This window comes from Bathymodiolus azoricus thioautotrophic gill symbiont (assembly GCF_001298715.1).
GTDB lineage: Bacteria > Pseudomonadota > Gammaproteobacteria > PS1 > Pseudothioglobaceae > Thiodubiliella.
In genome coordinates, this window is sequence record NZ_CDSC02000301.1 from 1 (window position 1) to 21,782 (window position 21,782).

General features: G+C 38.1%; 21 protein-coding genes. 18 read left to right on the plus strand and 3 right to left on the minus strand.

The window, feature by feature from the left end; genetic code table 11:
* Positions 1-11 precede the first annotated feature (11 nt).
* The gene (locus BAZSYMA_RS05770) at positions 12-3,530 is read right to left on the minus strand and encodes an efflux RND transporter permease subunit (protein WP_090716591.1); all 3,519 of its coding nucleotides are present in this window, start codon (positions 3,528-3,530) and stop codon (positions 12-14) included.
* Between the two features lie 59 nt (positions 3,531-3,589).
* Positions 3,590-4,747, minus strand: a complete 1,158-nt coding sequence (locus tag BAZSYMA_RS05775) for an efflux RND transporter periplasmic adaptor subunit (protein ID WP_090716594.1) — start codon at positions 4,745-4,747, stop codon at positions 3,590-3,592.
* Between the two features lie 169 nt (positions 4,748-4,916).
* Here BAZSYMA_RS05775 and pdxA point away from each other — a divergent pair, with 169 nt between their 5' ends.
* The 5 genes from pdxA to BAZSYMA_RS10415 are packed head-to-tail and all read left to right on the plus strand — an operon-like array spanning position 4,917 to position 7,826.
* Entirely contained in the window at positions 4,917-5,879 is a 963-nt protein-coding gene (gene pdxA, locus BAZSYMA_RS05780) for a 4-hydroxythreonine-4-phosphate dehydrogenase PdxA (RefSeq protein ID WP_090716597.1), read from the plus strand.
* A complete protein-coding gene (rsmA, locus tag BAZSYMA_RS05785) occupies positions 5,876-6,643 on the plus strand; it encodes a 16S rRNA (adenine(1518)-N(6)/adenine(1519)-N(6))-dimethyltransferase RsmA (RefSeq protein WP_090716600.1) in 768 nt (255 codons plus the stop codon). Before pdxA ends, rsmA begins: the two co-directional genes overlap by 4 nt.
* A 4-nt stretch (positions 6,644-6,647) precedes the next feature.
* Positions 6,648-7,019 carry a Co2+/Mg2+ efflux protein ApaG gene (gene apaG, locus BAZSYMA_RS05790; RefSeq protein WP_090716602.1) on the plus strand — a complete coding sequence of 124 codons (372 nt, stop codon included), beginning with the start codon at positions 6,648-6,650 and terminating at the stop codon, positions 7,017-7,019.
* A complete protein-coding gene (locus BAZSYMA_RS10410) occupies positions 7,016-7,387 on the plus strand; it encodes a metallophosphoesterase (protein WP_241502570.1) in 372 nt (123 codons plus the stop codon). Before apaG ends, BAZSYMA_RS10410 begins: the two co-directional genes overlap by 4 nt.
* The gene (locus BAZSYMA_RS10415; RefSeq protein WP_241502572.1) at positions 7,353-7,826 is read left to right on the plus strand and encodes a hypothetical protein; all 474 of its coding nucleotides are present in this window, start codon (positions 7,353-7,355) and stop codon (positions 7,824-7,826) included. Before BAZSYMA_RS10410 ends, BAZSYMA_RS10415 begins: the two co-directional genes overlap by 35 nt.
* Here BAZSYMA_RS10415 and dapF read toward each other — a convergent pair.
* A complete protein-coding gene (gene dapF / locus BAZSYMA_RS05800; protein WP_090716605.1) occupies positions 7,823-8,686 on the minus strand; it encodes a diaminopimelate epimerase in 864 nt (287 codons plus the stop codon). The genes BAZSYMA_RS10415 and dapF overlap by 4 nt on opposite strands.
* A gap of 62 nt (positions 8,687-8,748) precedes the next feature.
* Here dapF and BAZSYMA_RS05805 point away from each other — a divergent pair, with 62 nt between their 5' ends.
* The 13 genes from BAZSYMA_RS05805 to queC all read left to right on the plus strand — a co-directional run bounded on the left by BAZSYMA_RS05805 (position 8,749) and on the right by queC (position 21,752).
* Entirely contained in the window at positions 8,749-9,102 is a 354-nt protein-coding gene (locus BAZSYMA_RS05805) for a gamma-butyrobetaine hydroxylase family protein (RefSeq protein ID WP_090716632.1), read from the plus strand.
* Between the two features lie 60 nt (positions 9,103-9,162).
* Positions 9,163-11,448 carry an outer membrane protein assembly factor BamA gene (gene bamA, locus BAZSYMA_RS05810; protein ID WP_090716606.1) on the plus strand — a complete coding sequence of 762 codons (2,286 nt, stop codon included), beginning with the start codon at positions 9,163-9,165 and terminating at the stop codon, positions 11,446-11,448.
* A gap of 12 nt (positions 11,449-11,460) precedes the next feature.
* A complete protein-coding gene (gene lpxD / locus BAZSYMA_RS05815; protein ID WP_090716607.1) occupies positions 11,461-12,459 on the plus strand; it encodes a UDP-3-O-(3-hydroxymyristoyl)glucosamine N-acyltransferase in 999 nt (332 codons plus the stop codon).
* Between the two features lie 4 nt (positions 12,460-12,463).
* Positions 12,464-12,907, plus strand: coding sequence for a 3-hydroxyacyl-ACP dehydratase FabZ (fabZ, locus tag BAZSYMA_RS05820; protein WP_090716609.1), 444 nt, complete (start codon positions 12,464-12,466; stop codon positions 12,905-12,907).
* A gap of 11 nt (positions 12,908-12,918) precedes the next feature.
* A complete protein-coding gene (gene lpxA, locus BAZSYMA_RS05825) occupies positions 12,919-13,710 on the plus strand; it encodes an acyl-ACP--UDP-N-acetylglucosamine O-acyltransferase (RefSeq protein ID WP_090716611.1) in 792 nt (263 codons plus the stop codon).
* A 12-nt stretch (positions 13,711-13,722) separates the two neighbouring features.
* Complete coding sequence (murJ, locus tag BAZSYMA_RS05830) at positions 13,723-15,252, plus strand: murein biosynthesis integral membrane protein MurJ (RefSeq protein WP_090716612.1); 1,530 nt, start codon at positions 13,723-13,725, stop codon at positions 15,250-15,252.
* On the plus strand, positions 15,249-15,515 hold the full coding sequence (locus tag BAZSYMA_RS05835) for an oxidative damage protection protein (RefSeq protein ID WP_090716614.1): 267 nt from the start codon (positions 15,249-15,251) through the stop codon (positions 15,513-15,515). The genes murJ and BAZSYMA_RS05835 overlap by 4 nt, the downstream gene beginning before the upstream one ends.
* Entirely contained in the window at positions 15,515-16,123 is a 609-nt protein-coding gene (gene gmk, locus BAZSYMA_RS05840) for a guanylate kinase (RefSeq protein ID WP_090716616.1), read from the plus strand. Before BAZSYMA_RS05835 ends, gmk begins: the two co-directional genes overlap by 1 nt.
* A gap of 48 nt (positions 16,124-16,171) precedes the next feature.
* A complete protein-coding gene (gene rpoH, locus BAZSYMA_RS05845; RefSeq protein ID WP_090716618.1) occupies positions 16,172-17,020 on the plus strand; it encodes an RNA polymerase sigma factor RpoH in 849 nt (282 codons plus the stop codon).
* A gap of 43 nt (positions 17,021-17,063) precedes the next feature.
* Complete coding sequence (locus BAZSYMA_RS05850; protein ID WP_090716621.1) at positions 17,064-17,351, plus strand: co-chaperone GroES; 288 nt, start codon at positions 17,064-17,066, stop codon at positions 17,349-17,351.
* A gap of 11 nt (positions 17,352-17,362) precedes the next feature.
* Positions 17,363-18,994: a chaperonin GroEL gene (groL, locus tag BAZSYMA_RS05855; protein ID WP_090716624.1), complete on the plus strand. Its 1,632-nt coding sequence runs from the start codon at positions 17,363-17,365 to the stop codon at positions 18,992-18,994.
* 207 nt (positions 18,995-19,201) lie between these two features.
* Complete coding sequence (parE, locus tag BAZSYMA_RS05860) at positions 19,202-21,085, plus strand: DNA topoisomerase IV subunit B (protein ID WP_090716628.1); 1,884 nt, start codon at positions 19,202-19,204, stop codon at positions 21,083-21,085.
* Positions 21,078-21,752 carry a 7-cyano-7-deazaguanine synthase QueC gene (gene queC / locus BAZSYMA_RS05865; protein ID WP_090716630.1) on the plus strand — a complete coding sequence of 225 codons (675 nt, stop codon included), beginning with the start codon at positions 21,078-21,080 and terminating at the stop codon, positions 21,750-21,752. Before parE ends, queC begins: the two co-directional genes overlap by 8 nt.
* Positions 21,753-21,782: the final 30 nt, after the last annotated feature.

A 21,782-nucleotide genomic window follows, 5' to 3' on the forward strand; every position in this document is an offset into this window, starting at 1 on the left:
ATGATGCGAATTTACATATCATTTTTATCTTCTTTTTTGAGAAAACCATTAGTGTCAATTTTTTCAGACTTAACAGTTGTTTTCTTACCGTCATTTTGATTGGTTTTCTTATTTAGATCTTTTGCAGCTTTGTTATTCTTAGACAATGTGCTTTTAATCCATTCTTTGGCATTATCCTTATTGCACTTTGACGCTTCTTTTTCAATGTTGTATTTTGCATCAGAATTAGTATCATCTGATAATAAACCCATACTAATAGCAATACCACGAAAAGATGCCTCGCCTGCAGATAGCGCGCCCAACGGAATAACGATTAGGGTCAACACGGTTGACACTAACACACCAAATAATAGTGAAATAGCCATGCCCTGGAAGATTGGGTCAGACAAAATAACGCTTGAACCGCCAACAAGTGCAAAAGCAGTAATCATAATAGGACGCGTTCTTGACGCACAAGAATTTACCACTGCATCAAAGAACGGCACACCTTTGGCGTATTCTTGCACCGTAAAGTCTACCAATAAGATTGAATTACGCACAATAATGCCTGCTAAAGCAATCCAACCAATCATTGAAGTGGCGGTAAATTCTGCACCAAGTAACCAATGCCCTGGCACAATGCCCAATAGTGTCAGCGGAATTGGTGCCATAATTACTGCTGGTACGATGAAATTACCAAATTGCCAAACAACCAACATATAGATAACCACCAATGCTACCGCAAATGCACTGCCCATGTCCCGGAAAGTTTCATAAGTAACCGTCCATTCCCCAGTCCATTCAAAACTTGGCACAGTTTGATCTTTTGGTGGCCCTAAATACTCACCTTGTAGTTGCTTACCATTAACCGTTTTATAATCTAATAACAAATCATCAACGCCAAACATTGCATAGATTGGCGCACTTAAGCGCCCTATTGGCTCACCTAAAACATACTCAATATCCGCTAAGTCCTTGTGGAAAATCAAATCATCTTGTTTCTTATAAACAAAAGAACCCAATTCAGAAACTGGAATCATGCCACCATGTTGTGAAGGCACTGGTAATTGCGTCAAATAAGACAGTTGTGAGCGTTTAGACAATGGTATTTTAATACGAACACGCGAAGGTTCAAGCGCATTTTTGAGGCGAATCGTAGTCACATTAAAACTGCTCATTGCCATTGCTAAGGTTTCTTTAATGACCTGCACACTTACGCCAAAACGCGATGCTTTTGCGGTATCTACTTGGAAGTTAATCACTGGATACTCATCACGCATCAAATTATCAACATCTGTCATCGTGCCTGAGGCTTTAAACATTTTAGTTAAATCATTGGCTAACTTACGACGCGTTGCTTTATCGGGTCCGTATACTTCTGCAACCACTGGACGCAATACTGGTGGTCCAGGTGGCATTTCAACCACAGCATAATTAGCACCAACATCAAGTGCTACTTGCTGAACTAATTGTCGAGCTTCAAGTGCAATTTCATGACTTGAACGCTCACGCTCACCTTTATCCACTAATTGGATTTGCAATTCGCCTTCTGATGATTTTTGCCTTAAATAAGAATGCCTCACTAAGCCGTTAAAATCAAATGGCTTGGCTGTTCCTGAATAAGTTTGAATAGACACGACTTCTGGCATTTTGCGTAGTATTTGTGCCATCTTATGTAGTGTTGATGCTGTGTTCGCTAATGCGCTACCATCAGGCATATCAAGCGATACACCAAACTCTGATTTGTTATCTAATGGCAACATCTTCACTGGCACTGCTGTGGTATAAAACATTGACATTGACAAGAAAAATGTTATTACCAAGCCAATTAAGAAACCCATTCCATAAACTTTAACACTGAATAATTTAGAAATAGTTGAATGAAAGAATGCGTGCAATACCTTACCTTCTCTTTCTTCTTTTGCATGCATCTTGTGCAATACACCTATTGGTGGCACAAATTTCATAATGAAGTAAGGGGTAAATACGAATGCTGCAAACAACGAGAACATCATTGCTACCGATCCTAATACTGGGATTGGTACCATATACGGGCCCATCATACCACTTACTGCTGCCATTGGAATCAGGGCAGCAACCACAGTAAAGGTTGCTAAAATTGTTGGATTACCCACTTCACGCACTGCATCAATCGCAGTGGCAATAGTAATTTTGTTGTCAATCAGCCAGCGTCGGTAAATATTTTCAGTGACAACAATTGCATCATCCACCAAAATACCAATAGAGAAAACCAACGCAAATAAACTCACTCTATCAATGGTCATGCCCAACATCCACGCTGAGAAAATAGTCATTAATAATACAACTGGAATTACCAGTGTCACTACAATTGCAGGGCGAATACCAAGTGCAAACCAAACCAATAAAGTCACAGCACCAGTAGCAATAAAGAGTTTCTTGATCAATGAATTAACCTTGTCTTCAGCAGATTTTCCATAGTTTCTGCTAACGCTAACTTCAACATTATCTGGAATAAGGCGCCCCTTCAATTCTTCAACTTTAGCCAAAATATCGTTAGCAACTTTAACACCATTAGTACCAAACTTCTTTGCAATAGCAATGGTTACTGCCTGCTCACCTGTTGCTTTGATTTTGTCTTGACTGGCAACACCACTATAGTGATTAACCATGTGGTGTGCTTCTTCTGGCGCATAATACACATCTGCAATATCACGCACATACACAGGCTTTCCATCATTTACTGTAACCACTAAATTCTCGATGTCTTCAACTTTCTTAAAAAAGTCACCTGAATAAACCTCCATTTTGTAGCCGTTTAACTCGATATTACCGGTATGTGAACTAACATTTGCACTGCCAATAGTGTTTGAGATTTGCTGAATAGAAATACCATAGCCCGCCAAACGACCAGGAAAAATATCAATATGGAAAATCTCTTTGCGTCCACCAACAACAAAGCCATTGTTGGTATTTGGAACCTTGCCAAGTTGTTGTAATAATTCTAAGCCCAAGGAGCGTAACTGTCCATCGTCAAGTGATTTTGACCATAAGGTAAGATTAACAATAGACACATCATCAATTTCTTTTGGTTTAACCAGTGGTGTTCTAGCGCCTGGCGGCATAAAGTCAAGATTTGCCAACATTTTGTCACGCACCTTGACAACAGAAGTTGTCATTTCTTGCCCTACATCAAACTCAATGGTAACAATACCCTGACCTTTATCGCTGACTGAATATACATGCTTAACCCCTAAAATATTAGACATTAGACGCTCTAATGGTTTAACCACAATATTAGACACCTCTTCCGAAGAAGCACCTGGATATTCAACAAAAACATCAATGAGTGGTACAGAAATCTGCGGGTCTTCTTGTCGTGGTGTGGAGATAAGTCCAATAATGCCAGCGCCAAGCATAGCAAAGAATAAAATAATAGACAATGGGGAGGTGATAAAAGCCTTAGTTAACTTGCCAGCAACGCCCAACTCGTAATCTCTTAAGTCATCTAAAATTATATCTTTATCGATATTCTTATCTTTAGAGATATCAATGTGTTCGTGTTTTTTCATAAGTCCCCTGTATGAAAAATGGTATTTTGATGGTTATTCATAATTATGTAAAGAGCTTACTAAATATCCATCCCTGAAATCATCATAATACTAGGATTAATAACGATTTTTTCACCAATCTTTAAACCAGATAAAACACTTTTTTGATAATCACTGATTTGCTCACCAAGGCGTATAAACCTCAATTCAGTTTTACTGGTTTGTGGATTGACAACAAACACACTTGGTAAGCTAGAACGCCACATAATTGCCGTTTCTGGAATAATGGGTGTTAGTGGACCTGAATCTGTTTCAAAAATTTCTACTTCTGCATAAGCACCTGCTAAGACTGGTAGGTTCTCAGGTAAGTCAAATTTCACTTTAACACTGTGTTTGTTGTTATCGGCAATTGGATAAATTTGTGAGAGTTTTGCATTAACCACAACATTTACCATGTCTAATTTAATACGGTATTTCTTATTGAGTTTTAAACTGGTTATCAAGCGCGAAGGTACATTTAACTCAACTTGTAATTTTTTGATATTGGCAAATTTCATCAACACTTGCCCAGACTGCACAATATCACCTTGATCAACATTCTTAACCACAATAACACCATCAAAAGGCGCAACAACATTTGCATCCTTTAGGCGTTCTTCTACTTGCTTAAGCTTAAGTCGTGCTTGTGTTAGTTTGTTTTTCGCCTGTTGATAACTGGTATAGCGTGAAGTACGATTGGCAAACTTATCAAAAGCAGGATCGCCTCTCCCACTCATTTTCACCATTGGGTCTGTGAACATTGAGAACATACCTGGAATACCGCCAAACATACTGCTTGAATTTGGAGAAACAATAGATTGAGAATATTGCACGCCAGCATTTCTTAACGCCTCATTAGCGGAAGATATTTCTGCATAAACCGCGTCTCTTTGTGCTTGAATAGATTCTTGCTCAAGCGTTATTAGAATAGCGCCCCGCTTAAACATATCCCCTTCTTTGCCGTTAATTGTCAACACATCGCCTGAAACTTGTGCCGATAAAGTCACTTGGGCAGAAGAAATAACTTTACCACCTAAAAGCGCCCTCTTGTCAAGTGAGCGTCCAAATACTTGTTGGATATTATAAGTTGAATTAAAATTTTTTGAATGTTGACTAGGATCTTGATTAAATGATTCCGCTAAAGCAGGAAGTGACAGTAATAAAGCCAGTGTAGTCAAAAGAGCAATTGATGAATTCATAGTTAATCTTATTAAAATAATTTAGGTGTAGCTTTAGGTGTAGCAAATATCCGAACCTCGTTATTTTACAATATTTACTCTGTTTTTTATCACTATTTTATTTGATAAACCTTAATTCATCGGGCTTTGCCTTTTATAATTAGAGTTTTTTTAATATATTAATTAAGCAATGTTTGCATTTACCCCTGGCGAACCCGCTGGAATAGGGCCTGATTTAGCAGTGATTCACGCGCAAGAAAAATCTAAAAAAGATTTATTGGTTTTTGCCGATCCTGATATGTTACTACATCGAGCTAAAATCCTTAATTTAACCCTTAAAATCAGTGAATCAGAATCAACTTCTAATGCTCAGACATTATGCGTCTACCCTATTAAAATAGCCGATAAAGTCGTTGCTGGTACGCTGAATAAAAACAATGCTGAGTATGTGTTAAAAACATTGGACTTGGCCACACAGCATTGCCTTAATGGCAACACTCAAGCGCTTGTAACTGGACCACTACACAAAGGCATTATCAACCAATCAGGCATTTACCCTAACTTTAGTGGTCACACTGAGTATCTGGCTCATCTCTCAGGCGTGGACAAAACCGTAATGATGTTGGCAACCGATGGATTGCGAGTGGCATTAGCAACAACACATCTGCCACTAAATCAAGTATCAAAGCACATACAAGCCGACTCTTTAGAAAAAACCCTAAATATCATTCACAAGTCCTTGCAGAATTATGGTCTGCAAAATCCTAAGATTGTTATCTGTGGGCTCAATCCTCACGCAGGTGAAGATGGATATTTAGGCTCTGAAGAAATTGAAATCATCAATCCTTTGATTAAGAAACTCAATAAACAGGGGCTAAATCTTGTTGGTAGCGTACCCGCTGATACTGCTTTTACAGCTGATGCGCTAAAAGGCGTGGACTGCGTATTGGCAATGTATCACGACCAAGGTTTACCGGTATTAAAAACCTTGGGTTTTAAAAAAGCCGTTAATATTACCTTGGGTTTGCCCTTTATTCGTACTTCAGTTGACCACGGCACAGCGCTTAATCTTGCTGGTACAGGCAATATAAGTCTGGGTAGTTTTAATACTGCGTTAAAAACTGCGCAAAATTTTATAGCGTCTAAATTATGAGTAAGCATAAAGCTAGAAAGCGTTTTGGACAAAACTTTTTAACTGATAACAGCGTTATTGAGCATATTGTCGCCACTATCGCACCAAAGTTTAATGATAATTTACTTGAAATTGGTCCTGGTCAAGGTGCAATGACGCTGCCTTTATTAGAACGCGTCAAACAACTAAATGTTATTGAAATTGATGAAGATTTGATCGCTGTGTTGAACAATTTAAACAAAGACAACCTTGTTATTCATCAAGGTGATGCGCTTAAATTTGACCTAAGCACCCTGACAACACCCCTTCGTGTGGTGGGAAATTTGCCTTACAATATCTCGTCGCCACTACTTTTTCATCTACTTGAAAACAGAGACAAAGTGGTGGATATGACTTTTATGTTACAAAAAGAAGTCGTAAAAAGAATGGTAGCTGAAAATGGTTCGAAAATTTATGGGCGCCTGAGTGTGATGATGCAAGCATTTTTTGAAGTTGAATTAATTTTTATCGTGCCACCTGAGTCTTTTGAACCTGCGCCAAAGGTGGATTCTGCCATTGTCTATCTCAAACCCTTAGCGCCATCAAAAGTTAGTAATACTGAGATTTTTGAGAAAATCGTCAAGGCAGCTTTTTCTCAACGCAGAAAAACCCTTGGAAATTGTTTAAAATCTTTGCTGTTACAAGAACAAACAACCATCGACTTATCACAACGCGCTGAAATGCTTGCAGTGGAAGATTTTATTGTCTTAGCTGATGCATATGAGGCATTTACACATACGGAATAATATTATGAAAAACAACATTAAAATTACTGTTAAAGTTACCCCTATAGAAGCTCAAACCATTCCTTTCAATAGTCAATACGCCTTTGCCTATACAATCACTATTAGTAATCAAGGAGAAATTGGTTCACGGTTAATTAGCAGACACTGGTTTATCCAAGATGAAACTGGATACACAGAAGAGGTGATTGGCGAAGGCGTGGTGGGTAAACAACCACATTTACTGCCTAACGAGTCTTTTGAGTACACTTCTGGGGCAATGATTAAAACACCAACAGGTACGATGAAAGGAAAATATCATATGATTAGTGACACGGGTGAACATTTTAGTGTTGAAATCGCAGAATTCGTACTAAGTAAGCCCTATACATTACAATGAGCGATTATCTAATTGGTGATATTCAAGGGTGTTTTGATTCATTACAAAAATTACTTAAAAAAGTAGCATTTTCTAGCGATAAAGACCAATTGTTTTTTTTAGGGGATGTGGTTAATCGTGGCAACAAATCACTTGAGACCTTAAGATTTATCAAAGATTTATCTGAAAACGCCCAAATGGTGTTGGGTAATCATGATTTTCATTTATTAGCCTGTGCTCTGGGTGATAAAACCCCCAGTAATCAAGATACTTTTAGCGATATTTTAAACGCCAAAGACAAAGTGGCATTGATCGATTTTTTGTTACAACAACCCTTAGTGATTGAACATAAAAATGCACTCTTACTACACGCAGGTGTCCCCCCCTAACTGGGATAAAAACACACTTTTATCTCAGTCCTTTACAGTTGAAAAACACTTAAAAAAATCCGATGCAGAGGGTTTTATCAACCAAATGTATGGCAATTCTCCACACACTTGGCATCTTGATTTAGAGGAAATGGAGGCTTGTCGCTATACCATTAATGCTTGCATGCGTATGCGTTTTTGTCGCGCAGATGGCACTTTAGAATTTGAGCATAAAATGGGGCAAAATACTGCACCAATAGGCTTTAAAGCTTGGTTTTTACACGAACATAGAATACTGACAAATACCGATATCTTTTTTGGTCATTGGTCCACCCTATCCGCCATTAACACGCCACATATCTACCCTATGGATCATGGCTGTGTTTGGGGTCAAGCTCTCGGCGCTCAATTAAGTGCAATTCGCTTCGAAGATAGACAAGTATTTTCCGTAGGTTGTTAGACCTTCACCTGCCCTTCAAATACAAATTCGGCATGACCATACATAAGGATTCTATCTCCCTCGTTAACGCCAATTGACAACACCCCTCCTTTTAAGTCAACAATGATATCTTTATCTTTAGCATTAACCCTGCCTATCAAATCTAAATACGCCACAGTTGCACAAGCACCACTGCCACAGGCGAGTGTTTCCCCTACTCCGCGTTCATAAACTCGAAGTTTAACCTTGAATTCATGAGTAATTTGCACAAAACTTACATTTACCCCATCTGGAAAATCCCCAGAATTCTGTATTTTTTTTGCAATAGATTCAATCTCTTGGTTGATATCATCTACGATCAACACTGCATGCGGATTACCCATTGAAACCACGCCAACTTGATATCCATTGACAGTGTGGGTAGCGTTTTCATTTTTTAATTGATTAAATGGAATGTCTTTTGGTTTCCAAATTGCCTTCCCCATATCAACAAAAATTCCGCTCATTGCAACGGCTACCCTAATTACACCTTTTTTTGTTTCTACAAGAATTGTATTTTTTACGCTATATTTAAATGCAGCGCTTTCAGTTATAGCGGTTTTTTTGGTTAGACTTTTTTCAATCACAAATCGAGCCAAACACCTTGCACCATTGCCACATTGCTCCACCTCAGAACCATCAGCATTAAAAATACGATACTTAAAGTCATTTTCTTTATTTTCTGGCGACTCCACTAGTAGCAATTGATCAAAACCCACCCCAAGATGCCTATCGGAGAGTTGTTTGATTTGCGTTTTAGAGAGTGACACACTCTGATTAATGGCATCAATCACCATAAAATCATTCCCCAAGCCTTGCATTTTTGTAAACTTAATCAACATGAGTGATATTTTATCTACTTAATGACTTAAAATATCGTCTAATTTATTTTATTAATACTTTTATGCAAACACCTAGCAATATCACTTTAGATAAAACCAAAACCCTTCTTACACTTACCTTTGATGGCACGAAATATCCACTGAGTGCTGAATATCTAAGAGTTTACTCCCCTTCTGCCGAGGTGGTGGGACATGGCCCAGGTCAAGAGACCTTGCAAGTAGGCAAAGAGAATGTCACTATTAGTCGTATTGAACCCACAGGAAATTACGCTATTGTTTTATTTTTTAGTGATGACCATGATAGTGGCATTTATTCTTGGGAACACCTTTACAAACTGGCTACAGAACAAGATAAACTATGGAGTGGCTACCTTACAAGATTGAAGGATGCAGGACACTCTCACAAACAACATTAAGCTTTAATTTCACTGTATAATTTTGCGCTAACATTTCACTTTATTTTGGGCTTTTAAAACATGAAAAAAATCATTCTTAAATTTGCTTTACTGTCAAGCTTGTTAATATCTTCACTTACAATCTCAGCACCTATTAAAAACATTGAAATCTTAGGTCTTGATGCTATTTCTCGAGGCACAGTACTCAGTTACTTGCCAGTTGAAACAGGTGATAATTACACCGATCAAACATCAAAAAAAATCATTAGTAGTCTTTATAAGACGCAATTTTTTAAAGATATTGAAGTAAGTCAAGCCAACCAAACTTTAACAATCACAGTCATAGAAAATCCACATATTAAATATGTTGATTTGCTCAACCAATCAGAAAAAGTCATTGACGACGACGCACTTCAACAAGTTTTATCTAGCATGAATCTAACTCCCGGTAAAATTTTTAATAAAAGACAACTAGCTAAACTCATTGAACAGTTAAAGGCGACATACATTAGTAAAGGTTATTACGGTATTAAAATTACTGAAAAAATTGAAATTGATAGCAGTAATAGAGTTGGTGTTGAACTTGACATTTCTGAGGGCGAGGTTGCACGCATCAAATCAATGCATATTAATGGAAACAAAGTGCAAAAAGAAAAGACTTTACTTAATCTGTTCCAAATTGGTGAACCTGATTTTTTCATTGTCAATTACTTCACTGAAAAAGACCACTACTCTAAAATTGCACTTGATGCAGGTATTGAAACGCTAAAATCACACTATTTCAACCTTGGTTATCTTGATTTTAAAGTGAGCGATGTTAAGAGTGAACTGTCTAAGGATAAACTAAGCATTGATATTGATATTCAAGTCAATGAAGGCTCCAAATACAAAGTTGGTAAAATTGAATTTACAGGCAATATGCTGGATGAATCTAGCGAAAGTTTGTCAGAACTTCTAACTATTAGCACAGGCGATGTATTTGAGCGTAAAAAAATTATTGATAGCATTAAGGCTATCACTGATATTTACACCAATCAAGGTTATGCCTTTGCTAAAATAGATGCGCTAACTTCTGAAGGGGAAGCCACCCATATTATTAACTTAAAATTCAAAGTATCGCCACATAAAAAAGTCTACATTAACCGCATTACTATTACTGGCAACACCAGAACACAAGATGAAGTTGTGCGTAGAGAAATCGGTATTTACGAAGGCGGACTGTATTCAAACGAGGAACTAGAAGAATCAATTAATAAACTTAAGCGTCTTGGCTTCTTTTCTGATGTAAAAATGGAAGTTTCTAAACTTAGAGGTTTTGACGATAAAATTAATCTAAGTTTTTCGGTAGAAGAAGCTAAAACAGGAACTTTTTCTGTTGGCTTGTCTAATTCTAACAGCACCGGCGCTTCTTTTAATCTTGGCATAGAAGAAAAAAACTTCCTTGGCACAGGTAACACGCTAAATGCCTCAACATCACAATCAAAAGCGGTAAAAGAGCTAAACATCTACTTTTCCAACCCTTACTTTACCAAAGATAAACACAGCATCAGTTATGGTATATTTAATAAGAAAACAGAAGGCTCAGAACTTAAAGTTGAAGAATATAAAGTGAATGAAAAAGGAGGAAGTATTGGTTACGGTATTCCAATTACAAAAGATACTCGTATTGGTGTAGACCTTAGACTCTCTTCTAGAAAAATCACTTGTGGCACAACTTTTTCAGGTGTTGATTATGAGCAAGCCCAATGTTCTAGTAACGATAAGACTGAAGCTAAACTAAGTATAAACTGGCGCAACAACACGCTTGATGATTACAATTTTCCAACCAAGGGCGATAGTAATAACCTTAAAGCCAGTGTAACACTACCCGTTGCTGATTTTAAATACTATAAATTTGATGCCTCACATAAAAGTTATCGTTCACTTACTAAAAATTTAACACTTAAAACTAGTGCTGAAATAGGCCTAGCAAAAGGTTACGGTGGCAAAGAATTGCCATTCTTTGAGCGTTACTATGGTGGTGGTGCTTCCTCTGTACGTGGCTTTAATTTTAACTCTCTTGGTGCAACATACCTTAATAACAAAGCAAGAGGCGGTGAGCTGTCCATGTTAATGAGCGCTTCTATTGTTTCGCCAGTTACCTTTATGGAAGACAGTAAAAATATGCGCGTGAGTGCGTTTGTTGATGCAGGCGGTGTTAGTGAAAAGGTTGCTTTTAGCACTAATGATTTCCGTGCATCTGTTGGTCTTGGGTTTATTTGGTTAACGCCAGTTGGTCCATTAGGTGTATATGCAGCTCAACCACTTATAAAGAAAGCAGGTGATAAGACCAGTACTTTTGAATTCACCATAGGCACAAATTTCTAAATCGTCTGAATAATGTATACACTAGGAGACATTGCTGGTTTTATTGATGCTGAATTGATTGGCGATGCATCATTAGAAATTAACGGTTTGTCTGCTAGTTCTAAGGTGAAAAAAGGCCAACTAACTTATATTTCAAATAGTAAGTATAAGTTAGACCTGCTCAATTCAAATGCTAGTGCGGTGATTTTAACCAAGGACTTGTTAGATGACTGCTCTACAAATGCTCTTGTGGTTGACAATGTTTACTTGGCTTTTGCCAAAATTACACATTATTTCAAACAACAATCCAATCATCTTAATGGTATCCATCTTAGCGCTCAAATTAACAGTAAAAATATCGCCGATAGTTGCACTATTGGCGAAGAAGTTATTGTTGGCAAAAATTGTACTATAGGTGCAAATACAACAATTGAGCAAGGCGTTACAATTGGTGATAATGTCACCATACAACCCAATGTGGTTATCTTGCAAAATACCACAATTGGCAACAATGTAGTTATCTCTGCAGGCGTGGTAATTGCCTCAGAAGGCTTTGGTAATGCGCTAGATAAACAAGGTCACTGGCATGCAATTGCTCATCTAGGTAATGTGCTAATTGGCAATAATATTACTATTGGTGCAAACACAGTTATTGACAGAGGCACATTAGAAGACACACAAATCCACAATGGTGTATGCCTTGATAACTTAGTGCACATCGCTCATAATGTTATTTTAGGTGCAGACACAGCGATTGCCGCTGGCGTTACTATTGGCGGTAGTGCAATATTGGGCAAGCGTTGTCAAATCGGCGGTGGCTCAGTGATTGCCAGTCACATGCATTTAGCAGATGATACCGTTGTAACTGGCTCAAGCACGGTAGATAAGCATCTAAATAAAGGTCATTACACGGGCTTTACTTCTATTTCTCTGCATTCAAATTGGAAAAGAACACAAATGTGGTTGTTAAAACTTGATAAAATCGCCCAGTATCTAAATATTAAGCTTAAAAATCTAAAAAAGGGTAAATAAAATTATGGAAATGAATATTCAAGAAATTAAGAATTACTTGCCACACCGCTACCCTTTCTTGCTCATTGACAGAGTTTTAGAGATAGAAGTTGGCAAGTCTATTGTTGCACTGAAGAATGTTTCGTTCAACGAACCGCAATTTACTGGACATTTTCCTGATCAACCGATTATGCCAGGCGTTCTAATCATTGAAGCTATGGCACAAGCCACAGGAATCTTGGCGTTTAAATCTGAAGTTGGTAAACCTATTGAGGGTCAAATTTATATGCTAGTTGGCGTGGACAAAGTGCGTTTTAAACGCATGATTGAACCCGGTGACCAATTACACCTTAAAGCGGAAGTTACGACCGTTAAACGCGGTATTTGGAAGTTCAAATGTAGTGCTACAGTTGATGGAAAAATAGTTACCACTGCTGAGTTAATGTGCACACAAAAAGCAGCTGATTAAAGGAGAGTCTCGTGGCAATACATGAAAGTGCAGTTGTTGACCCTAGTGCAAAAATCCATAAAAATTCTGAAATATGCGCATACACTGTCATTGGTGCGAATGTAGAGATTGATGCAGGTACTATTATTGAGTCTCACGCAGTTGTACAAGGTCCAACCAAAATTGGTAAAAACAACCATATTTATTCATTTGCCTCTATTGGTGGCGACCCACAAGATATCACTTATGAAGCTGGACAAGATTCTAACTTAATTATCGGTGATGAAAACCAAATTCGTGAATTTTGCACCATTAATCGTGGCACAGAAAAAGAAGAGTCTATTACCCGTGTGGGTTCTAACAATTTATTAATGGCATATGTGCATATTGCACATGACTGTCAGATTGGTGACCATATCATTATGTCAAACAACGCCTCACTTGCAGGGCATGTACGCATACAAAATTGGGCAATTTTAGGTGGGTTTACCTTGGTTAAACAATTTTGCATGATTGGTATGCATACTTATATTGGCATGGGCTGCCAAATTAACAAAGACATTCCTTCTTATATGGTGGCATCAGGTGTACAAACTCGTGTTCGCGGTATTAACGCCGAAGGCATGCGCAGGCGTGGTTTCTCACCCAATGCTATTGCTGCTATAAAACGCGCCTTTAAGGTGGTTTATCGTAGCTCTGGTTTGCTTGAGCAATCACTTAAAGAGCTGGAAAAAACTGAGTCTGACCATAAAGAAGTTATGCAATTCGTAAAATGCATCCGCAGTTCAAAAACTGGCATTATGCGTGGACCTAACGAGGAATAACCTTAGCTAAATATGGACAGGTCTTTTTTAAAGTCCAGTAGCATTGTCACTATGATGACCTTTTTATCACGCATATTGGGCTTGGCGCGTGATTACTTTGTGGCACGATATTTTGGCGCAAATGACTTAACAGATGCCTTTTTAGTTGCCTTTAGAATTCCTAATTTCCTAAGGCGTTTATTTGGTGAAGGCGCTTTTTCTCAAGCTTTTGTACCTATTTTAGCAAACGCTAAAGCTAATCACAACGAAGCAGAAGTACAAGATATGATTAATCATATCGGCACTAAGTTTTTAAAAATTTTAATCATCTTAACTGTGATTACTGTACTAATCGCTCCTGCTATTATCTTTATATTTGCATGGGGTTTTTACTTTGATGCTGATCCCACTAAGTTTAATCTCGCATCAGATATGTTGAGAATTACTTTTCCTTACTTATTGTTAATCTCATTAACCGCTTTTTCAGGTAGTATTTTAAACACTTACGACAAGTTTGCTGTGCCTGCTTTCACTCCAGTGTTATTAAATATCTCAATGATTCTGTGTGCAGTTTATTTATCAAAACACTTAGATACACCAATTATGGCATTGGCTTGGGGGGTGTTAATTGGCGGTATCGTACAATTGTTATTTCAAATTCCATTTCTACTCAAAATCAAAAAGATGCCACGCTTAGTACATGGCGACCATAAGGCTATAAAAACCCTTAAAAAACGCATGCTACCCGCCCTATTTGGCGTTTCAGTATCTCAAATCAACTTACTAATTGATACTATGATTGCCACAGTACTGGTTAGTGGCAGCGTTTCTTGGTTATATTACTCTGATAGATTGCTAGAATTACCTTTGGCACTTATTGGTATCGCTCTAGCAACAGTGGCTTTAGCAAAGCTTAGTGGTCATTTTGCCAATAAAGATGAGGATAAATTTACCCACACAGTTGATTACGCACTCAAAATCGGCTTAATCCTTGGTGCACCCGCCTGCCTAGGACTTGTATTGCTAGCAGAACCTTTAATCGTTACCTTGTTTCAATATGAGGAATTTAGCGCTTTTGCCGCACACCAATCATCACTTAGTCTAATGGCTTACGGTGCAGGACTAATGGCATTTATTATGGTTAAGATACTGGCACCTGTTTTTCTCTCTAGGGGTGATATTAAAACACCCGTTAAAGTTGGTGTGATAGCAATGATAGCCAATGTATTCTTAAACCTTATATTTGCTTATTATTATGCACATATGGGTTTGGCAGTTGCTACCTCGCTGTCGGCTGTTATCAACGCATCTTTGCTTTATTACTATCTAAAACAACGTAATATTTTTACATTTTCTCAAAATTTTTTAAAAATGTTTTTTAAAGTTTTGCTGGCAACACTTATAATGGTCATCTTTATTTTAAATTTTAACCAAGATATTAATTACTACTTGAATGCCGATGCATGGCACAGAATACTAACAATTGCTAGTATTATCAGTGCTTCCGCTATCATTTATTTTACAAGTTTAAGATTATTAGGTATCAAGGCAAAACACTTATGAATACTATCCAATGTGTAAAACTAAACAAAGAACTTGAAGCATTAGAGCGTGCACCCTATCCAGGTGAGCTGGGTCAACGCATTCTAGCTAATGTTTCTAAGCAAGGCTGGCAACAATGGTTAGACCACCAGACTATGCTAATCAACGAAAACAACCTTAATATGCTTGATGAAAACGCACAAAGCTATCTAAAAGAACAAATGGAAAAGTTTTTCTTTTCAGTAGATGGCGCCGATGACATTGCAGGCTATACAAAAGAGTAATGTCAAATCTATTTATTGTTGCTGCGCCTTCTGGTTGCGGAAAGACCTCTTTAGTTAAAGCACTGATTGAAAAAACGAAAAATCTTTGCGTATCAGTTTCGCACACCACGCGTGCAGCTCGTTCAGGTGAAGTACATGGAGAAAACTATTTCTTTGTGTCTAAAAATGAATTTGACGAAATCAATAATAACAATGGTTTTATTGAATCAGCCTGTGTATTTGATAATCACTACGGTAGCGCCAAACAAACGGTCAAAGACTTACTCACACAAAATCAAGATGTTATTTTAGAAATTGATTGGCAAGGTGCCAGACAAGTTGAAAAATTTTTTTCAGGTATCATTAGTATCTTTATTATTCCACCTTCTATTGAGGCGCTAAGAGAGCGTTTAACCGATAGAGGGCAAGACAATCCAACAATTATTGAGCGCAGAATGAAAGACGCTGTTAGTGAAATGCAACATTATGACGAATTTGATTATTTGGTGGTTAATGATGACTTTGATATTGCACTTAATGAGTTATCCACCATTATCCATTCACAACGCCTAAACATTGAGCAACAATCAATTAAACATCAGGATTTACTTAAAGCCCTTATTGGATAGCACTAATGATAGTATAATATCAGCCTATTTTATTGTTTTTTTAATGTTATGAGTCAAAATTTTGCACTACCCACTATTCAAACTTTTAGCACCAACACGCAAGATGTTAGTGTTCAGAAGTACCCACCGATTTTATCAGCACAAGAAGAGCATGATTTGGCCGTTGAACTATACGAAAACCACGATTTAAGCGCTGCTAGAAAGTTAGTATTATCACATATACGCTTTGTGGCTTTTATCGCACATGGCTACAAGGGTTATGGCTTAGAGCAAGCGGATTTAATCCAAGAAGGCACCATTGGTTTAATGAAGGCAGTTAAGAAGTTTAACCCATATAAAAATGTGCGTCTTGCTTCTTATGCAGTCTATTGGATTCGCGCTGAGATTCACGAGTTTGTTTTTAAAAACTGGAAGATTGTTAAGGTTGCTACTACTAAAGCACAGCGCAAATTATTTTTCAAGCTTAAGAAGGCAAAAGCAAATATTTATCAATCATTAAATGAGAAACAAGCACAGGAAATTGCTGATGAACTTGGTGTACGCCCTAAAGATGTACTGGAAATGGAATCACGCTTACAATTTAATGATGTTACATTTGAAATCTCAGATGATGAAGACAATTCAGCGCCAGAACGCTATTTAACCAACACCAACACGAAAACACCTGAGCAATTATTACTTAGTGATGACACACAAAAACACCAACAACAGCAACTTTACAAAGCACTTTCTACACTAGACGAAAGAAGTTTGGATATTTTACAGTCTAGGTACTTGAAAGAAGAAAAAACGACCCTATATACTTTAGCTAACAAGTATGGTGTTTCTGCTGAGAGAGTTCGCCAACTTGAAAACAAAGCCATGCAACAAGTAAAAAGTTCTTTAGAAAAAGCTTAAGCATTGCATTTTATCTTTAAAAAATAAATACTAGGAGTAAAAAATGAATATCCGCCCCCTTCACGACCGTGTGATTATCCGTAGAATAGAAGAAGAAAAAACCACTGCAAGTGGTCTTATCATTCCTGATGCAGCAGCTGAGAAACCTTTAGAAGGTGTTATTATTGCAACAGGCAATGGCAAAAAAAATGACAATGGCGATAACATCGCCTTAGATGTTAAAGTTGGTGACAAAGTTTTATTTACTCAATTTGCTGGTACTGAAATTAAAACAGATGGTGAAACTTTGTTAGTAATGACTGAAAGCGACATTGTTGCTGTAATTAAATAAAGGAGATTAAAATGTCAGCAAAAGATATTAAATTCGGCTCAGAAGCCAGAAATGCAATGTTAGACGGTGTTAATATATTGGCTAATGCAGTAAAAGTAACCTTAGGACCTAAAGGCAGAAATGTCGTCTTAGACAAATCTTATGGTGGTCCACAGATCACTAAAGACGGCGTATCGGTTGCACAAGAAATCACACTAGAAGATAAATTCGAAAACATGGGTGCGCAAATGGTGAAAGAAGTTGCTTCTAAAACCAATGACATCGCAGGTGACGGCACAACAACTGCAACCGTATTGGCGCAAGCGCTAGTGACCGAAGGTGTAAAGTCTGTTGCTGCAGGCATGAACCCGATGGACCTTAAGCGTGGCATAGATAAAGCCGCAGAAGCTGCAGTAAAAGCATTGCGCAAATTATCTCAGCCTTGTGATGACACTAAGGCAATTGCACAAGTAGGCACTATTTCTGCTAACTCAGATACCTCTGTTGGTGATATTATTGCTCAAGCAATGGATAGAGTAGGTAAAGCAGGTGTTATTACTGTTGAAGAAGGCTCAGGTTTTGATAACGAATTAGATGTGGTTGAAGGTATGCAGTTTGACCGTGGATATCTATCACCTTACTTTGTGAATAACCAAGAAGCGATGACTGCTGATTTGGACAATCCATACATTCTATTACACGACGCAAAAATCTCAAATATTCGTGATTTACTACCAACGCTTGAATTGGCACAAAAGTCTAGTAGATCTGTGTTGATTATTGCTGAGGACATTGAAGGCGAAGCGTTGGCGACCTTAGTGGTCAACAATATGCGTGGTATTGTTAAAGTCGCTGCTGTTAAAGCACCTGGTTTTGGTGATCGTCGTAAAGCCATCTTACAAGATTTGGCTGTTTTGACAGGTGGTGAGGTAATTTCTGAAGAAATTGGCTTGTCACTTGAAGCTATCACTGAAGATCACTTAGGAGGTGCCAAGCGTATTGAAGTCGGAAAAGAGGTTACTATTGTTGTTGATGGTGCTGGCTCTAAAGAAGCAATCAATGGTCGTATTGCGCAAATTAAAACACAAATGGAGATAACAACTTCTGACTATGACAAAGAAAAGCTTTTAGAGCGTTTGGCTAAACTTTCTGGTGGCGTTGCCGTAATTAAAGTTGGCGCTGCTACTGAAGTGGAAATGAAAGAGAAGAAAGACCGTGTTGATGATGCTTTGCACGCAACGCGCGCTGCCGTAGAAGAAGGTGTTGTACCTGGTGGCGGTGTTGCCTTGGTTCGTGCTATTAGTACATTAAATAAACTAAAAGGTGACAATCATGACCAAGATATCGGTATTGATATTGTTAAACGCGCTATGGAAGCACCACTGCGTCAAATCGTTGCTAATGGTGGTGGTGAGCCTTCTGTTGTATTAAACGAAGTTGCTAACGGCAAAGGTAACTATGGTTACAATGCTGGCACAGATGAGTACGGTGATATGCTGAAGATGGGAATCTTAGACCCAACTAAAGTAACGCGTGCTGCTTTACAGCATGCAGCTAGTATTTCCGGTCTAATGATTACCACCGAGGCAATGGTTACCGAAATTCCTCAGTCTGGGTCTACTGCACCTACTCCAGATATGGGTGGCATGGGTGGCATGATGTAATTCTTTACTTTGTTTTTTGTTATTCTACGGCGTTGAATTTTAAAATTGCTTAGTCGTTTAGATTTGTTAAACTCCTTGCTCAATTTCAAAACTCGCCTTGTAGAATAAAAAAATACTTGTAAATAAAAATTAAAAAGAAAGCCTCGTTTTTACGGGGTTTTTTTTGGTATGATACTTCGCAAAATATTCTTAGGTATTAAATAACAAATGAACAACTATGATTCATCATCCATTGAGGTACTATCAGGTTTAGACCCAGTGCGTAAACGCCCAGGAATGTACACCGAGACTGAGCGACCAAACCATTTAGCACAAGAAGTTATTGATAATAGTGTCGATGAAGCCGTTGCTGGTTATGCGACTACAATCAATGTGGTACTTTACAAAAATGGCTCTTTATCAGTTGAAGACGATGGTCGTGGTATGCCAGTTGACATCCACCCTGAAGAAGGTTGCTCTGGTGTTGAGGTTATTCTAACCAAGCTTCATGCCGGTGGTAAATTTTCAAACGATTCTTATCAATTTTCTGGTGGTTTGCATGGCGTAGGTATTTCGGTGGTTAATGCACTATCAACTTTAGTGGAGATTTGGATTAAACGCGATGCTAAAGAACATTACATTAGCTTTTCTGAGGGTCTTAAAAAAACTGAGCTTGAAGTGATTGGTACAGTTGGTAAGCGTAATACCGGCACTAAAGTTAAGTTTATGCCAGATGGGAAATTTTTTGACTCAGATAAATTCTCTGTTAGCAAACTCAGACATAACTTACGCTCAAAAGCAATATTGTGCCCAGGTTTAAAAGTTACCTTCCATAACGAAATAGATGAAACCAAAAACCAGTGGACTTATAAAGATGGTTTAAAAGACTATCTGTCAATTTCACTTGATAGCTTGGACTGCTTGCCAGAGAAGCCATTTGTGGTGAATTATGAATCTGAAAAACAACAACTAAACTGCTCACTGGCATGGACTGAGTTCAACACCAATGTTATTGGTGAGAGTTATGTTAACCTTATTCCCACCTCTCAAGGTGGCACCCATGTCAATGGGCTACGCTCTGGATTAACAGACGCCTTAAAAGAGTTTTGTGAATTTAGAAATTTACTACCAAAAAATATTAAACTCACACCAGATGATGTTTGGCAAAGAATCGCTTATGTGTTGTCTATTAAAATTTTAGACCCACAATTCTCAGGACAAACCAAAGAACGATTGTCCTCCAGAGAGTGTGCCAGTTTTGTAGCCAATACAATTAAAGATGCCTTTAGTCTTTGGCTTAATCAACATACCTCTGTGGCTGAGAAGATTGCTGAATTAGCCATCATGAATGCACAGTCACGCCTAAAAACAGGCAAGAAAGTGGTGCGTAAAAAAATCGTTAGTGGTCCTGCCTTGCCCGGAAAACTTTCAGATTGCATCAGTCACGACCTAAGTCAAAGCGAGGTGTTTTTAGTTGAGGGTGATTCTGCGGGTGGTTCCGCCAAACAAGCACGAGATAAAGAATATCAAGCAATCTTGCCACTACGAGGCAAGATTCTAAACACATGGGAAGTAGATTCAGAGCAAGTATTGGCTAGTAATGAAGTACATGACATTAGTGTGGCAATTGGTTTAGAGCCAAACAATGAAGATATGTCGGGTCTGCGCTATGGGAAAATTTGTATTTTGGCGGATGCGGACTCTGACGGTGCACATATTGCTACATTAATTTGCACTCTATTTGTCAAACACTTTCCAAAATTGATTAAAGAAGGACATGTGTATGTTGCTATGCCACCACTATATCGAATTGATGCAGGCAAACAAGTTCATTACGCGTTAGATGATAGCGAAAGAGACAGTGTTATCAACAAACTTGAAAAAGAAAACAAACGCGTTAAAATACAGGTTCAACGCTTTAAAGGTCTAGGCGAGATGAATCCTTCGCAACTTCGTGAAACTACAATGTTGCCTGATACACGCCGATTGATTCAATTAACATTAGACGACCCACTACAAGTTTTTCAAATGATGGATATGTTGCTTAGCAAAAAGCGTGCTCCTGATCGTAAAAAATGGCTGGAAGAAAAAGGCAATCTCGCAAATGTCTAAAGCTGTTATTCTTTTATCAGGTGGCTTAGATTCCACTACCACGCTTGCCATCGCCAAATCCCAAGGGTTGGATTGTTATGCGTTAAGTTTTGATTATGGACAAAAACAAAAATCAGAACTTAACTCAGCCAAACAAGTTGCTGAACTGTTTAGTGCCATAGAACACAGAACCATGAGTATCTCTTTAAACGATATTGGTGGCTCTGCATTGACTGATAGCGCCATTGAAGTGCCTAAATTTAAGCCTAGTGATGGAATACCTGTGACTTATGTGCCTGCACGCAATACCATCTTTTTATCTTATGCTATGGCTTGGGCTGAAGTACTAGACTGCCAAGATATTTTTATTGGTGTCAATGCGCTGGATTATTCGGGCTATCCAGATTGTCGTAAAGAATATATTAAATCCTTTGAAATTATGGCGAATTTAGCCACTAAACAAGGTGTTGAAGGAAAAAAACTTACTATCCACACACCGCTTATTGATTTACACAAAGCGCAAATTATTCAAAAAGGGTTGTCATTAGGTGTGGACTACTCATTGACTACCACCTGCTATCAAGCGGATAATAATGGCGATGCTTGTGGATTTTGTGATGCTTGCGAGTATCGAAAACTCGGTTTTAAAAAAGTAGGTATACCTGACCCTACTAGGTATCAAAGGTAACTACGAAACCTTTGCATTAATAGTTAGGTG